This window comes from Neptunitalea lumnitzerae, from assembly GCF_027924185.1.
Taxonomy (GTDB): Bacteria; Bacteroidota; Bacteroidia; order Flavobacteriales; family Flavobacteriaceae; genus Neptunitalea; species Neptunitalea lumnitzerae.
In genome coordinates, this window is record NZ_BRVO01000001.1 from 1,062,381 (window position 1) to 1,076,613 (window position 14,233).

Here is a 14,233-nt window from a genome sequence, read left to right on the forward strand (position 1 = left end):
ACATCCAATTATGTTATTGCCAAATTAAATGGATGTTTTTTTTAAATAAAATGTGTTTTTAAGATGAAAATTTGTTTAATTAATTGGTTTACAGGGGCTAAATTTTATAAACAGTTATGCAAAAATATGGCGCTCTATTAAATAGGTAAACAATACTTTATTAATATCGTTTTTAATATTAGCATCTACATACTTAATTCGGTACCTAGCACATTGTAGTTTTATTTCCTTAATATATGCTTCCATTTGTTGTTTGTATACGTCTCTTACATTTTCAGCGTACAGGTCTATAAAATCTCCTGTTTCAATATCTGTAAATCGTTTTGGTTTGTCGGTAAAATCAAACTCTTGCTCTGTGGCGGTATCTATGGTATGGAAAAGTATTACTTCGTGCTTATTGTATTTAAGGTGCTTTAAGGCTTCAAAAAGCGCCTCGTTGTCGGTTTCTGTCTGCAACATATCTGTAAAAAGTATAATCATACTTCTACGGTGTATTTTTTCAGCTATTTGATGCAGGTAGGTGTAAGTTTTAGTGGTTTTGTCTTGCTGCTGTTTAACGGTCATATTACTAAGGTAATGTAACAACATTTGGTGATGTCTTTCACTACCTTTTTCAGGCGCATAAAATTCATATTCATCAGAGTATACACTTAAACCAATAGCATCTCGTTGTCTTTTTAATAAATTCATTAAAGCTGCTGATGCCAATACGGAAAATCCAATTTTGTTCAAATTTTCAAAGGTATTGTTGCGTATAATGGGGTAATGCATTGAAGAAGAGTTGTCTATAATAATATGACATCTTAGGTTGGTTTCTTCTTCGTAGCGTTTGGTATACAGTTTATCTGTTTTTGCATATAATTTCCAGTCGATGTGCTTGGTGCTTTCGCCTTGGTTATAAATAGCATGTTCAGCAAATTCAGATGAAAAACCATGAAACGGGCTTTTGTGCATACCGCTTATAAACCCTTCTACTGCTTGGTTGGTAAGCAAATCTAGGTTTTTAAAAAGTTGAACATTCTGAAGTTCTTTTTGTATATCCAAAGTAAGTATAGAATTAAAACCTTTATAAAAGGTTACAGTTGTTGCATCTAAAATACAAAAGGTTTGGCATATGCCAAACCTTTTGTGTTTATAAGAATAATGTCTTACGTATTATAATAAAGAATCTAATGCTTCTGCATAAGTATCTTTCGGAGCAACACCAACTTGTCTTCCAACAACTTCTCCGTTTTGGAATACTAATACTGTTGGAATGTTACGCACTCCGTATTTTTCAGCAAATTCTTGATTTGCATCTACATCAACCTTACCAATTACAGCTTTACCTGCATATTCTTCATTAAGTTGATCTATGATAGGAGCAACCATTCTACAAGGCCCACACCATGCAGCCCAAAAATCTACCATTACTGGCTTATCACTTTTAAGTACTACTTCTTCAAACGTAGCGTCTGTTATTTCTAATGCCATGTTTTTTTGTTTTTAAATTTATATGCGAAATTAGTCAATATTTTTTCTGAACCTTACAATTCTAAAATAAGTTTTCCTTATTGTGTAATTAGTATTGTTAATAATTCATCTACAATATAGACATTTATTAAATACGATTACTGCTATTGGCTATAACTAACATTGTTTTAACAAAGATTAGTAAAGCCTTAAAACCTGGTAGCGCTTAGCTGTTGTAACTTTACATCAAACAAAAAAAGAAAGTTATGAATTCATTAGAGTTAAAAGGAAAATGGAACCAGGTAAAAGGAGATTTGAAAAAGAAATATGCTTCTTTAACAGACGATGATTTAAAGGCTGCGGAAGGAGAATATGACAAATTAGTTGGAATTTTACAAGAGAAAACTGGTAAAGGAAAGGAAGAAGTAGAGAAAGAATTACAATCTCTTTAAGAGCCTGAATTAGAGAATAACACAAAATAGATGAGTCTATTTTGTGTTATTTTTTTGTGTTAACTAAGAATAGGTTGTTAAATTTGAATTCAATTATTAAAAATTAAAAATTAAAAAATAGAAAATGGAAGATAAAATTAACTCTTTAAGTGAATACTGGGATAAAGCTATAGCTGTTACGGTAGAATATGCTCCTAAAATAGCGGGTGCTTTAATTTCTGCAGTGTTAACGTTAGTTATAGGTTTATGGATTATAAAAATTATAAACAGACTAGTTAAGAAAATATTTGAAAAGAGAGATGTGGATCTTTCTTTAAGAACATTCTTAGGGAATCTTATTAACTGGTCGTTAAAAATAATGCTCTTTATTGTAGTGGTAACACAATTGGGGGTTCAAACTTCTACTTTTGTAGCAATTATTGGTGCGGCTGGTTTGGCTATTGGTTTAGCGCTTCAAGGTTCGTTATCTAATTTTGCAGGGGGAGTACTTATTTTAACCTTAAAGCCTTTTAAGGTTGGAGATTATATTTCTTCAAGTAGTGGAGTGTCTGGTACAGTAAAGTATATAGATATATTTAATACCAAATTAAACACCCCACAGAACCAATTAGTAGTAGTGCCTAACGGTGAGCTTTCTAATAGTAGTATTACTAATTATACAGAGCTGGGTACTAGAAGAACTTGGTTTGATATAGGAGTTTCTTATGATGCTGATTTACGCCAAACAAAAGAAATTTTAATGGGTGTAATTAAAGCAAATCAGCATGCAATGGACGATCCTGCGCCACAGGTGATAGTGACTGAACTAGGGGATAGTGCAGTAAACCTATCTGTTAGGGTTACCGCAACCACCGATGTGTTTTGGGATATGAGAGAGCAATTAATTATAGACTGTAAAGCAGCTCTTGATAATGCGGGTATTTCGATTCCCTTTCCTCAGAGGGATGTCCACTTCTTCGATGCATCCAAGAAATAAAAAAACATTTAATGTTAAAAAGGGCCCTTTTAAATTTTAAAAGAGCCCTTTTTTTATTTGTTAAAGTGTTGAATTTCAGTAATGAATTTAGAATGTTTTTAAATAATTACTTTGTATTTGTAATTATAAAACAAATATTTGCTTAGAGCTTTATTGTTTGAATTTAAAGCATTAACAAAATTTTATAGGTTCATGCCTGATTGTGATTACAAATCAATTGATTAATTAATTATATTTGTAAGAGAAGGCTTTATAAAGGTTAATATCTTTTAATGTTCTTCAGATCCTATACCTTTTTGATTATTAAGTAAGTAACCTCATTTTACTATGATTGCAGTGTTAAAATGAGATTAGGTGTTCTTTGTCTATTTGAAGAGGTTATAGTAGAATTGACACTTACAAGGGGGAGAGGGCTAAACAGTACAAAGTTTAAAATGATAGTGCAGATTATATGCAGACCACAATACACAAGATTGATTTACGAAATTTATACCTAGACGATTTTAGGGCTTTAAGAGCATCTATGAGCAAGGCTTATAGTGCTACTTCAGATTTACTTTGGGAAGAGGATGAGATAGAAAAGCTGTTGACAGTTTTTCCTGAAGGACAATTGGTAATTTTAGCAGATGGGAAAGTAGTTGGTGCAGCACTTTCTATCATTGTGAATTTGCGCGATTTTAAAGCAAATCATACGTACCAAGAGATTACTGGAGATTCGTCTTTTAGTACACATAATGCAGAAGGGAATGTGCTATATGGGATAGAGGTATTTATTCATCCTGAGTATAGAGGCCTAAGATTGGGTAGAAGATTGTATGATGCTAGAAAAGAGCTTTGTGAAACGCTGAATTTAAAGTCTATAGTTTTTGCAGGGCGTATTCCTAATTACAATAAAGTATCTGACCAGTATACACCTAAAAAATATATTGAAATGGTACGTATGAAGGAGTTGTATGACCCTGTGCTTACCTTTCAGTTAAATAACGACTTTCATGTTAAGAAAGTTATGAAAGGTTATTTAGAAGGCGATACCGCTTCTGAAGATTATGCCGTTTTAATGGAATGGAATAATATCTATTATGAAGAAAGTCCGAAACTGATTAATGCCAAAAAATCGATTGTAAGGTTAGGTTTAATTCAATGGCAAATGCGTCCGTTAAATAACTTAGAAGCATTGTTTGATCAGGCTGAGTTTTTTATTGATGCAGTTTCTGGTTACGGAAGTGATTTTGCGTTGTTTCCGGAGTTGTTTACAGCACCTTTAATGGCGGATTATAATCACTTATCTGAGAGTGATGCTATTAGAGAGTTGGCTAAATATAGTGGTTCTCTTAGAGAGAAGTTTCAAGAGTTTGCCATTTCATATAACATTAATATAATTACAGGTAGTACCCCTCATATAGATGAAGATGGTAAGCTTTATAATATAGGTTTCTTGTGTAAGAGAGATGGTACTTCTGAAATGTATAAGAAGATACATATTACCCCAAATGAGGTGGCACATTGGGGAATGGTGGGAGGAGATACCATTCAAACTTTTAATACCGATTGTGGAAAAATAGGTATTATGATTTGTTATGATGTAGAGTTTCCTGAATTGTCTAGAATTATGGCAGACCAAGGTATGCAGTTGCTATTTGTGCCTTTTTTAACTGATACGCAAAATGGATATACCCGCGTAAGAAATTGTGCCCAAGCCAGAGCTATAGAGAACGAATGTTATGTGGCGGTTGCAGGTTGCGTAGGGAATTTGCCCAAGGTTAATAATATGGATATTCAATATGCACAGGCAGCGGTATTTACACCATCAGATTTTTCGTTCCCTACAAACGGTGTAAAAGCAGAGGCTACCCCAAATACCGAAATGACACTTATTGTAGATGTAGATATGGATTTACTAAAAGAACTACATGAGTTTGGAAGTGTGAAAATTTTGAAAGATCGAAGAAATGACCTTTATGAAGTTAAATTAAAAAAATGAGTATGAAATAAATCAAACAATTAATAATCCCCTAAACACAGTTAAAATGAATTTGATTAATCTAAGAAACGAGGAATGGAAGGAGTTCCGAAAGAAAAATTGGAAAGAAGGACAGGTTTTTAAGGTGTCTAATTACGGTAGAGTAATTGGTCCAAAGGATTTTAAAGATCCTAAATTATTAAAAACATATCAGGTGTCTGGTTACGAATATTTTATGGCCAAGAAAGAGAATGATAAAAACGAATTGGTATATATTCACAGAGCCGTTGCTGAACTTTTTTTGCAAAATGAAGAAGGTAAAAAGTTTGTTATTCATAACGACTTTGATAAGGTAAACAACCATGTTGATAACTTGGCATGGGTAACTCGTTCAGAGTTAACCAAGCATAACATGAAGAATCCGTCGGTGATTGCTGGTAAAGAACGTAAAAAAACGCAGCCTAGTTTTAGTAAGTTAACAGAAGCCAAGGTAAAACTTTTAAAACGTAAAATTAACGACCCCAATAGAAGAACCAGATTACGTATTTTAGCAAAACAGTTTGGTATTTCTGAAATGCAATTGTATCGAATTAAATCTGGTGAAAACTGGAGTCATGTAGAGCCTTAAATATGAATACAATTACTTATATAAAGCCTTTTAGTATGTTCTAAAGGGCTTTTTTTATGCACACCTTGGTAGAAGGGTTACTTTTATTTGTACTTTTAAAGTATGAAAGTCTTATCTCAAATTATTACAGCGGTTATAATTGTATTGGCAATATACCTTAGTTTTAGCGTCTTAATGCCCTCTAAAGATAGTCTGGCAAAAATTCCTAGAACAGAGTTTTCTACCAATAGAGCACTTGAGTATGTAAAGGCTATCTCAGAAAAGCCTCATTATGTTGGAAGCGAAGCCCATGAAAGTGTAGTTGCCTATCTAGAGGAAGAGCTTAAATTAATGGGGTTGTCTCCAAAAATTCAAAAAGGATATACCGCAGGAGATTGGGCTAATTTAAGTAGAGCTACTAATATAATGGCACGTATTAAGGGGGCTGGAAATGGAAAGGCTTTGTTGTTATTATCTCATTATGATAGTCATCCACATTCTTCTTACGGAGCTTCTGATGCAGCAAGTGGAGTAGCTACCATATTAGAAGGGGTGAGGGCTTATTTAGCACAAGGAAAAACGCCTAAGAATGATATTATTATTCTGTTTACAGACGCTGAAGAATTGGGTTTAAACGGAGCTCAATTGTTTGTTAATGAAAACAAATGGGTGAAAGATGTGGGACTTGTACTCAACTTTGAGGCAAGAGGTAGTGGTGGCCCCAGTTATTTGCTTATAGAAACAAATGCGGGTAATGAAGGTTTGGTGCATGAGTTTAAAGAGGCGAATCCAGAATTTCCTGTAGGTAATTCGTTTATGTATAGTATTTATAAGCTATTGCCTAATGATACAGATTTAACTGTTTTTAGAGAAGATGCAAATATTAATGGGTTTAATTTTGCTTTTATAGATGATCATTATGATTATCATTCGCAACTAGATACATATGATAGATTAGATAAGGAAACCTTAGCACATCAGGGAAGCTACTTAATGCCTTTAGTAGCATATTTTGCCAATGCAGATTTAACAAAGGTTGTAGCAGATGACGATGCGGTGTATTTTAATATGCCTCTTTTAAAATTTGTTAGCTATCCTTTTTCGTTTATTATACCTATGCTGGTGGTTGGTGCAGTACTTTTTGTATTAGTGTTATTACATGGTAAAAGAACACGAAAATTAGCTTATAGAAAGGTTCTCCTGGGGCTAGTGCCGTTTCTATTGGTTTTATTAATTAACGGTGTATTAGGCTATTTTATGTGGCCCGTTCTAAAAGGAATGTATCCAGGTTATAATGATATGTTACATGGTTTTACCTATAATGGTCATTGGTATATAGTGGCAGCCACCCTATTTAGTTTAGGTAGTTGCTTTTTGGTATACAGAGCATTTCGTAAATTAGGAAGTGTGCACTTGTTTGTAGCTCCAATATTCTTTTGGTTGTTGCTATCAATTGCTTTAGGTATTCACTTAAAAGGAGGTGCATTTTTCATTATTCCATTTTACTTTAGTCTATTAATGTGGTATTTAAAAATTAGAGACAGAAAAGTAAGTGTGGTTTTATTAGCGCTATTAACGGTTCCCGCGATTTTTATATTGGCTCCGTTTGTACAAATGTTTCCCGTGGGATTAGGGTTGAAAATGATGATTGCCACTACCTTGTTTGTAACATTAATTTTTGGTTTAATGTTACCTGTTTTTATGAGTTTTCAAAAGAAAAAATGGTTAGGGATAGTAACCTTAATTTTAGGGTTTGTTATTGTGGGTGTTGCTCATTTTAAAAGTGGTTTTACTAAAGAAACTCCTAAACCATCTAGTCTGGTTTATTGGTATGATGCTGATACCAAAAAGTCTTTTTGGGCTACGTATGATAAACATATGACTCCTTGGGTGAGCAACTATGTGAAAATAGGAAAAGATGCTTCAACGAATATTAAATATAACTTTAGCAGTAAATATGGTACAGAGCTACAGACGGTATCTGAAACTAAAGATAGGTTAATAGGTCAGGAAGCTGCTGTAACCAAATTAAGAGATACTGTTTACAATAATAGAAGACATTTGCAAGTACAAATAACCCCTTCTAGATTACTTAATAGGGTTGAGGTTTTTTCTGAAAATATAAATTTACAAAAGGTAAAAGTGAATGGAGTAAAATTGGGTAGTGAGTTTTTATCTAAAAGAACAGCAAATTCAAAATTGATTACGCATTATATGAGTAATAATGATAGCACTATTTTAGAGGTAACTTTACCCGTGCAAGAGGTTTTTCAAATGACATTATTAGAAGAAGCTAATGACTTGCTTGCAACGCCAGCTTATAAGGTGCCAGAGAGACCTGAGAGTGAAATACCAATGCCTTTTGTGGTAAATGATGCCACTATAATTAAAAAAAGTTATCAGTTTTGAAAATAGCAGTATTAGGATGTGGTTGGCTTGGCTTGCCATTAGCAGAGCGATTAATAGCGGAAGGGCATACGGTTAATGGGTCTACAACTACGGAGGCTAAAATGGAAATGTTACAGGAAAAGCAAATAACTCCTTTTCTATTAAGCTTGCAAGAGGATACCATTGAAGGAGATATAGAAGGACTGTTACACGATATAGAGGTTTTGATAGTTAATGTTCCTCCGGGTTTAAGGAAGAGTACCGCTACTAATTTTGTTGCTAAAATAAAAGTGCTTATTAGTGCAATAGAGAAATCGGGGGTTCAAAAAGTGGTTTTTGTAAGTAGTACCTCTGTCTATGGAGCTAATCAGGGTGAGGTTACTGAAGATACCATTCCAGAACCTAATACTGAGTCGGGGAGACAATTGTTAGCAGTAGAGAATTTGCTAAATAATACGACTTCATTTAAAACAGCCATTATTCGTTTTGCAGGTTTAATTGGGCCAGATAGACACCCTATCAAATTTTTATCAGGTAAACGTGATTTAAAGAATGGAAAGGAGTTAATACACCTAATTCAGTTTGAAGATTGTATTAAATTGATTCTTAAAATTTTAAGAACAGATGAGTTTCCTTTTTTGTTAAATGCTGTATATCCTTCTAGCTTAACAAAGCAAGAATATTACACTAAAATAGCTGAGGTTAAAAATGTGGAGTGTCCTTATTTCACTGATAATAAGTGGAATAGTGAGGTGAAGGTAGTTAGGTCTAAGTTTTCCCAATATTCTGTTAACGTCTCTATTTTAAAATGTTAAAATACTTCATCGGTAGTTTTGTTTAACATAGTTAAATATAGGTTAAACACATTTTAAGCCTGTAAGGCAATAACAAATGTGGTTATCTTTGAGAAAAAATTGCTATGAAAACTAATTTATCTAACGAAGTAATACTTCAAGAAATGAGGCATTTGTTACATTATAGTTGTAACGATATGTCTTTGGAAAAACACCATTATGAAAGTCTTCACGTTGCTATCTTAAAAAAGCATTTTAAAGCGGAAGAAGTAAGAATAGATCATACAAATCAAGTAATTCACTTACACCTTAGTGTTGATGGGAGTACTGATTTTTTAGGTAGAAAAAGTTTGGTTGATGTAGAAATGAACTTTACTGATATTAATGAGTTTCTTCAAAATTGTTTAGAAGACTCAGATCAGAATATTATGTTCTATAAAAACATCTTAAACTTTTACAGTACTAAGAGATAAAACTTTTATCTCTCTTTAGCTGTGTAATTTCTGTGGTTTGCTTACTCGTTAAGCAAGCTATTGCGTGAAATGTTTTGCTCTTAAATTAACTTAAAAATCTATATATGAAAACTAACGCCAACACTATTAACGCCCTTAACGATCTTCTTAAAAAATTAATGGAATCTGAGTACAATTATATGAATTGTGTGAATCAGGTTTTTCATAGAGGGGTAAGAAATTTTGTAGTTACTCAAACACAAACCAAGAATACTTTTGTACATCAATTGGCATTAGAAATTCAAAAGTTGGGAGGAGAAATTTATTTATTTGAAGCAGAAAGTGTAGTTCCTTTTTCTTTCTACGAAGATTTAAGAACTATCGACTTTTTGAAAATGCTTGATTTATGTGTAGCATCTGAGAAAGAGTTAATTGATTTTTATGACGCTATTTTAAATGAGCACGACTTGGAAGAAACAACAGCTTATTTGCTTACAAAACAAAAAACAGAGTTACTAACACTGCTTTCTGAAGAAAAACTTAAACTTTTTAGAACTCACGAGCGTTTAGTTTCATAAACTTTACAAAAAAAATGGCTATTTCATGTTTTTTTTTGATAGTTTTGGCTGTCTAAATTTCTAAATATGAAAAAAATAGTTTTTTTAATAGCATTTATAGCTGCTTCAGTTGGTGGTTACGCTCAAACAAATAGTGAACTTTTAAATCATTATGAAAAGTTCTATAAGCAAATGAAGTTGCAAGGTGATTTGCAAGGCTCTATTAACGCGCTTACACACATTATTGTTTTAGAACCTTCGCAAGCCAGAAAAGATACTTTAGCATATTATTATTTAAGCGCAAACCAATTTGTACAAGCATTAAATGTTATTGGAATTGAAAAGGATGAAAATGCATCTGCTATTGCAGTTGAAGTAAAAGCAGCATCATTAAAATCTTTAAACCAAGGAGAAAAAGCTTTAGAGCAATATGAAATTTTGTTTAAAAAAGAGCCATCAATTTATGTAGCATATGAGTTAGCCGATTTAAAAACTCAACTAGGTAAGTTTAATGAGGCTATGGTTAACATAGAATATGGTTTAAAAAACTCTAAAGATGAAGATAAGATTGGTTTTTATGAAACACAACAACCTTATGAGGTAAATGCTAAAGCAGCTTTCTTATATCAAAAAGCTATTAGTCAGTTTAGTTTGAATAAAGAAGATTTTGATACTCCAATCAATACTTTAAAAGAGGCTCTTATTGAAGACCCTAACTTTAGTTTAGCTAAAACTATTAAACAAGCTTTATTGCAGAAAAAAGCAGGAGTTAATTAAGAACAAAGATTATATAAGTTAAAAAAAATAAGAGCTTGATTTCAAGCTCTTATTTTTTTTGCAATATTTTATCTTCTATAGGTGCTTTAATTGTAATTACTTCACTTACGTTTTCATTGGGTATGGTCATAGATAAAACATAATGCTGTATTTTCCAGATCCCTTTTTCCTTAATTAAAACTCCAGATCCTCTACAAATTTTCATCTGTGTGTTTAAAAGTTCATCAAACCAAGCAATGGTTTTGTCTTCATTAAAGAATATATGTCTTTCAATAGCTGTAAAGCTCCATGCGCTTCCTGCATCAAAATAAGGCTTAGCATATGCCATAAACTCTTTTTTATTCCAGTTTTCTGTAGCATCGGTACCAATAAAAATGGCATCTTCGCTCATTAAATCAAAGTATGTTTTAAAATCGGTATCCGCAGCAGCTTTATGCCATTTGTCTAGTGTTTCTCCAACACTTTTAGAATCGGTAGCTTGTGCGTATATGCTAATAGTTAGAAATAAAAATAGGTAAGTTAACTTTTTCATTCTTGCTGTCTTTTTAGAATAGCATCCATATTTTGTTCCAATGAAGTGTCATTCAGGTTATTAATTTGCCAAAGAATACTGTTGTATGTTTTGTAGATGTCGTTCAACATCTTATTAACCTCTTCGTTTGTTAAGAAAGAGTTGTTTTGTAAAGCATCAGTTAATAAAAGTGTGTGTGTTTTTAGATTACGAAGCCTACTTAAAATAAAGGGTGTTTTATATTTTTCAGGCATATTTTTAGTTTCTACATCTACAACATTTCTGTAAATGTCATCTACTTGAAAGTAGAGCTTTTGGTAAGAGCTATTTATAATTTGCAGTTCTTTTTCTTTAGGAACATAGTTAATACGCTCTTCAACACTATTATAATCTTGAGTGGTAGGTAAATAATTTCCAACAGATGTATTGTTTTCTAACTGAGCACCCCATGTATAAATATCTATAGCATCTGTACTTTCAAATACAAATTGCGATGATGATTGGGAAGCTCCGATAACAGCTCTACCTCTAGGGTTAGATAAAAAAGTAAAAGCACATAAATACCAGCCATCTCCTTTGTCTTCAATGCTAGAATAAAATCCGTCTGGAGTAAAAGCAACGGTACCATTAGATAAATCAAAAACACCAGTTTTTTGCTCTGTAGGGTCTACTGTTTCACCAGAAAGGTATAGAAAAGAAGCCTCACCGGCTTTAGCAAATACAGATAAGGTAACCGTATCTTTTTCTCTAATAGCGTATGATTGGCTCATATAATGGTAAGAACTCATGTTGTTAGCGTTAAAACCATCTGCGGTTTTACCATTTTTACCAAAAGGTATTAATGTATCTTTTACAATGTCAGCCGACTTTTTAAGCCATCTGGCATTGTCAAACTGTTCAGACCATATTAAATAATTGGTACGCTCAATTTTTATTTTTTTAGTGTATTCATCAGCTCCAATAGTTAGTACTGCATTGTTTAACTCTTTAAAGGTAATCCAGTTTTTAATATCTTCAGTAGCAGCTTCATTTAGCTTTTCAGGCGTGTATTTAGGTATTACAATGGTGTCTGACTCTGAGATAGGTGTTTTGTCATGGTGTAAGTTTACCTCGGTAGAAGAAGTATTTTTATCACAACTTATAGCCCATAGTGCACTTATACATACAACTAAAAGTTCAACAATACGTTTTTTCATGTCTGTTTTCATATCAAATTGCCGTTGCAAAGATAGTACTATTTGTATGCCTAAAAGATTGCATTTTAAAATTCAACAGTACAAGTATCTTCAGATACTTTAAGCGCAATATTCTTACCAAAAATTAAGGCTCGGTTATCAGGTTCATGTCCTGCCGGAAAATTAAATAATACAGGTACTTTATATTCACGTACTACATCTAATATAAGTTCGTATATATTTTTACCAAAATAAGTAGTGTTGTGCCTTACTTTACTAATGTCGCCAATAATAATGCCTTTGCAGTTTTCAAAATAGCCAGCTCTTTTTAAAGACTGTAGCATTCTGTCAATATTATAAGCATATTCTCCAATTTCTTCTATAAAAACAATTTTATTAGTGGTGTCTAAGCTTGTTTCAGAACCTAACATATTGCTAAGTAATGTTAAGTTACCACCAACAAGTTCACCTTCCACACTACCATTTATATTGTATTTACTTGGTTCAATGGTATAGGAAAGTTGTTCGCCAAACAAAGCCTTTTTAAAAGATTTTAAGGCTTCAGTAATACGGTTTTCACTACTTTCTAAACTTGTAGGCATTAAGGCTTGCATAGACATTACTCCCAGACCATTTAACTGGCAATGTAGTGCAGTAATATCAGAGTAGCCAATAACCCATTTGGGTTTAGCTAAAAATTTAGTGTAGTCTAGTTTATCCATTATTCGTACACTACCATAACCACCTCTGGCACACCAAATAGCTTTTATTGAGGGTTCATCCAAGGCGTATTGTAGGTCTTCACAGCGTTGCTCATCAGTCCCTGCAAAATGTCCGTTCTGAGCTAGTACATGTTTGCCAACCCAAACGTGTAATCCCCAACTTTCCATAAGTTCTTTAGCTTCTGTAATAACATCAGCTCTATCAAGTTTAATAATACCTGCTGGTGCTACTATGGCAATAGTGTCTCCTTTTTGTAAAGCGGGTGGTTGGATAAGAGTGTTAGTGTTTTTCATTTTTTGAAGTGCATACGAATTTCCTAAACTAATAAACCCTAGGAAAAAACATACAATTAGGGGTTTTAAAATTTTCATTTCCAAATAGCTTTTTAGGTTAAACCTAGTTTATATTTGGTAATAAAACAAATAAAAAGCCTCTTGTATTTTGTACAAGAGGCTTTGTTTATAAAGAAAAAGTGTTTTTCTTACTTTAATGCTTTTTTCTTAGCTTTAGGAGACATAGCTCTGTTTTCGCCATTGCTTAAAATGTAAGTTTTACCTTTGTAGTAAGCAGAAACATTAGTACCATCTGCTGTAGTACCTTCAAAAGTGATTTCATAAGTGTTTCCATCTCTTAAAATAGTAAGTGTTCCGGCATTTACATTCATAAAATCTTCTCCCATAACATCAAATGTTACATCGCCATAATCAAAGGTAAATGCGTCACCTGTAAGACTATAAGTGTAAATACCTTCGCTTAGGGTAGCTGCATTGTCTGTAAATACTTCTAAATATAAATCTGCAATTGGACTTCCGTCCATAATTGGTTCTAAAGTTTCCTCATCAATTTCAACAGATGCTAATTCTAAGTCTATATTATAAGATGTAGCCGTATATGGGCCATAAGGAGTAAGTAGAGCACTTTCTAAATCTACAGTGGTTGTACCAACGGTTAATGTACCTCCTGCTTCAGGTGTATTAGAAGAGTTGTCATCGTCTTTACAAGAAGTAAATAAAACAATTGATGCCATTAATGTTAGTGCTAACCCTTTTGTAAATAAATTTTTCATAATTAAGTTTAAATTTTTGTTCAAAGCGCAATAATACTACTTCTTTTTAAGTATAAAAATACTTATTAGTAATGATTAATGTTTTTTAATTTTTATGTTCTGGTTTTGTAGCTGTGTGCTTGGTTAAAGACTCACCATCATGAGCACTTAACATTTGACCTCTATAGTTAGCCATTACGGTAACCCCTTCTGTAGTAATGCCCTCAAAAGATATTTCATAATAATCGCCATCTTTTGTTACAGTAAACATTCCGTCAACAACTTTATCATAATCTTTTACTATTATGGTAAAAGTATCTTCTGCTAAATCGTTATGGTTTTTATCATGATAATTTAATAATCC

At 32.7% G+C, this 14,233-nt stretch carries 16 protein-coding genes; 9 read left to right on the forward strand and 7 right to left on the reverse strand.

Going from position 1 to position 14,233, the window contains the following annotated elements; genetic code table 11:
* Positions 1-114 precede the first annotated feature (114 nt).
* Together Y10_RS04715 and trxA are read right to left on the reverse strand one after the other, a co-directional pair.
* Positions 115-1,044, reverse strand: a complete 930-nt coding sequence (locus Y10_RS04715; protein ID WP_281764208.1) for a DUF58 domain-containing protein — start codon at positions 1,042-1,044, stop codon at positions 115-117.
* 111 nt (positions 1,045-1,155) lie between these two features.
* On the reverse strand, positions 1,156-1,473 hold the full coding sequence (gene trxA, locus Y10_RS04720) for a thioredoxin (protein ID WP_281764209.1): 318 nt from the start codon (positions 1,471-1,473) through the stop codon (positions 1,156-1,158).
* Positions 1,474-1,718: 245 nt separating this feature from the next.
* Here trxA and Y10_RS04725 point away from each other — a divergent pair, with 245 nt between their 5' ends.
* The 9 genes from Y10_RS04725 (at position 1,719) to Y10_RS04765 (ending at position 10,415) form a co-directional block, all read left to right on the forward strand.
* Positions 1,719-1,904: a CsbD family protein gene (locus tag Y10_RS04725; RefSeq protein WP_281764210.1), complete on the forward strand. Its 186-nt coding sequence runs from the start codon at positions 1,719-1,721 to the stop codon at positions 1,902-1,904.
* A 124-nt stretch (positions 1,905-2,028) separates the two neighbouring features.
* On the forward strand, positions 2,029-2,880 hold the full coding sequence (locus Y10_RS04730) for a mechanosensitive ion channel family protein (protein ID WP_281764211.1): 852 nt from the start codon (positions 2,029-2,031) through the stop codon (positions 2,878-2,880).
* Positions 2,881-3,331: 451 nt separating this feature from the next.
* Positions 3,332-4,861 carry a bifunctional GNAT family N-acetyltransferase/carbon-nitrogen hydrolase family protein gene (locus Y10_RS04735; RefSeq protein ID WP_281764212.1) on the forward strand — a complete coding sequence of 510 codons (1,530 nt, stop codon included), beginning with the start codon at positions 3,332-3,334 and terminating at the stop codon, positions 4,859-4,861.
* A 46-nt stretch (positions 4,862-4,907) separates the two neighbouring features.
* On the forward strand, positions 4,908-5,468 hold the full coding sequence (locus Y10_RS04740; RefSeq protein ID WP_281764213.1) for an HNH endonuclease: 561 nt from the start codon (positions 4,908-4,910) through the stop codon (positions 5,466-5,468).
* Between the two features lie 102 nt (positions 5,469-5,570).
* Positions 5,571-7,856 carry a M20/M25/M40 family metallo-hydrolase gene (locus Y10_RS04745; protein WP_281764214.1) on the forward strand — a complete coding sequence of 762 codons (2,286 nt, stop codon included), beginning with the start codon at positions 5,571-5,573 and terminating at the stop codon, positions 7,854-7,856.
* The gene (locus Y10_RS04750) at positions 7,853-8,650 is read left to right on the forward strand and encodes an NAD-dependent epimerase/dehydratase family protein (RefSeq protein ID WP_281764215.1); all 798 of its coding nucleotides are present in this window, start codon (positions 7,853-7,855) and stop codon (positions 8,648-8,650) included. Before Y10_RS04745 ends, Y10_RS04750 begins: the two co-directional genes overlap by 4 nt.
* Positions 8,651-8,754: 104 nt before the next feature.
* The gene (locus tag Y10_RS04755) at positions 8,755-9,102 is read left to right on the forward strand and encodes a hypothetical protein (protein WP_281764216.1); all 348 of its coding nucleotides are present in this window, start codon (positions 8,755-8,757) and stop codon (positions 9,100-9,102) included.
* Positions 9,103-9,206: 104 nt separating this feature from the next.
* Complete coding sequence (locus Y10_RS04760; RefSeq protein WP_281764217.1) at positions 9,207-9,659, forward strand: hypothetical protein; 453 nt, start codon at positions 9,207-9,209, stop codon at positions 9,657-9,659.
* A 66-nt stretch (positions 9,660-9,725) separates the two neighbouring features.
* Positions 9,726-10,415 carry a hypothetical protein gene (locus Y10_RS04765; RefSeq protein WP_281764218.1) on the forward strand — a complete coding sequence of 230 codons (690 nt, stop codon included), beginning with the start codon at positions 9,726-9,728 and terminating at the stop codon, positions 10,413-10,415.
* Positions 10,416-10,464: 49 nt separating this feature from the next.
* On the opposite strand, the gene Y10_RS04770 is transcribed toward Y10_RS04765, so the two are convergent.
* The 5 genes from Y10_RS04770 to Y10_RS04790 form a co-directional block, all read right to left on the reverse strand.
* Positions 10,465-10,947 carry a nuclear transport factor 2 family protein gene (locus Y10_RS04770; RefSeq protein ID WP_281764219.1) on the reverse strand — a complete coding sequence of 161 codons (483 nt, stop codon included), beginning with the start codon at positions 10,945-10,947 and terminating at the stop codon, positions 10,465-10,467.
* Positions 10,944-12,134: a phage head spike fiber domain-containing protein gene (locus Y10_RS04775; RefSeq protein ID WP_281764220.1), complete on the reverse strand. Its 1,191-nt coding sequence runs from the start codon at positions 12,132-12,134 to the stop codon at positions 10,944-10,946. The genes Y10_RS04770 and Y10_RS04775 overlap by 4 nt, the downstream gene beginning before the upstream one ends.
* Positions 12,135-12,187: 53 nt before the next feature.
* Entirely contained in the window at positions 12,188-13,195 is a 1,008-nt protein-coding gene (locus Y10_RS04780; protein WP_281764221.1) for a S66 peptidase family protein, read from the reverse strand.
* 110 nt (positions 13,196-13,305) lie between these two features.
* The gene (locus Y10_RS04785) at positions 13,306-13,890 is read right to left on the reverse strand and encodes a hypothetical protein (RefSeq protein ID WP_281764222.1); all 585 of its coding nucleotides are present in this window, start codon (positions 13,888-13,890) and stop codon (positions 13,306-13,308) included.
* Between the two features lie 85 nt (positions 13,891-13,975).
* Complete coding sequence (locus Y10_RS04790; protein ID WP_281764223.1) at positions 13,976-14,140, reverse strand: hypothetical protein; 165 nt, start codon at positions 14,138-14,140, stop codon at positions 13,976-13,978.
* Positions 14,141-14,233 lie beyond the last annotated feature (93 nt).

Bases quoted from the DNA above. Each gene is read 5' to 3' on its own strand.
- trxA (WP_281764209.1), bottom strand. From the start codon at position 1,473: ATGGCATTAGAAATAACAGACGCTACGTTTGAAGAAGTAGTACTTAAA.
- Y10_RS04725 (WP_281764210.1), top strand. From the start codon at position 1,719: ATGAATTCATTAGAGTTAAAAGGAAAATGGAACCAGGTAAAAGGAGAT.
- Y10_RS04730 (WP_281764211.1), top strand. From the start codon at position 2,029: ATGGAAGATAAAATTAACTCTTTAAGTGAATACTGGGATAAAGCTATA.
- Y10_RS04735 (WP_281764212.1), top strand. From the start codon at position 3,332: ATGCAGACCACAATACACAAGATTGATTTACGAAATTTATACCTAGAC.
- Y10_RS04740 (WP_281764213.1), top strand. From the start codon at position 4,908: ATGAATTTGATTAATCTAAGAAACGAGGAATGGAAGGAGTTCCGAAAG.
- Y10_RS04745 (WP_281764214.1), top strand. From the start codon at position 5,571: ATGAAAGTCTTATCTCAAATTATTACAGCGGTTATAATTGTATTGGCA.
- Y10_RS04755 (WP_281764216.1), top strand. From the start codon at position 8,755: ATGAAAACTAATTTATCTAACGAAGTAATACTTCAAGAAATGAGGCAT.
- Y10_RS04760 (WP_281764217.1), top strand. From the start codon at position 9,207: ATGAAAACTAACGCCAACACTATTAACGCCCTTAACGATCTTCTTAAA.
- Y10_RS04765 (WP_281764218.1), top strand. From the start codon at position 9,726: ATGAAAAAAATAGTTTTTTTAATAGCATTTATAGCTGCTTCAGTTGGT.
- Y10_RS04770 (WP_281764219.1), bottom strand. From the start codon at position 10,947: ATGAAAAAGTTAACTTACCTATTTTTATTTCTAACTATTAGCATATAC.
- Y10_RS04775 (WP_281764220.1), bottom strand. From the start codon at position 12,134: ATGAAAACAGACATGAAAAAACGTATTGTTGAACTTTTAGTTGTATGT.
- Y10_RS04780 (WP_281764221.1), bottom strand. From the start codon at position 13,195: ATGAAAATTTTAAAACCCCTAATTGTATGTTTTTTCCTAGGGTTTATT.
- Y10_RS04785 (WP_281764222.1), bottom strand. From the start codon at position 13,890: ATGAAAAATTTATTTACAAAAGGGTTAGCACTAACATTAATGGCATCA.
- Y10_RS04790 (WP_281764223.1), bottom strand. From the start codon at position 14,140: ATGTTTACTGTAACAAAAGATGGCGATTATTATGAAATATCTTTTGAG.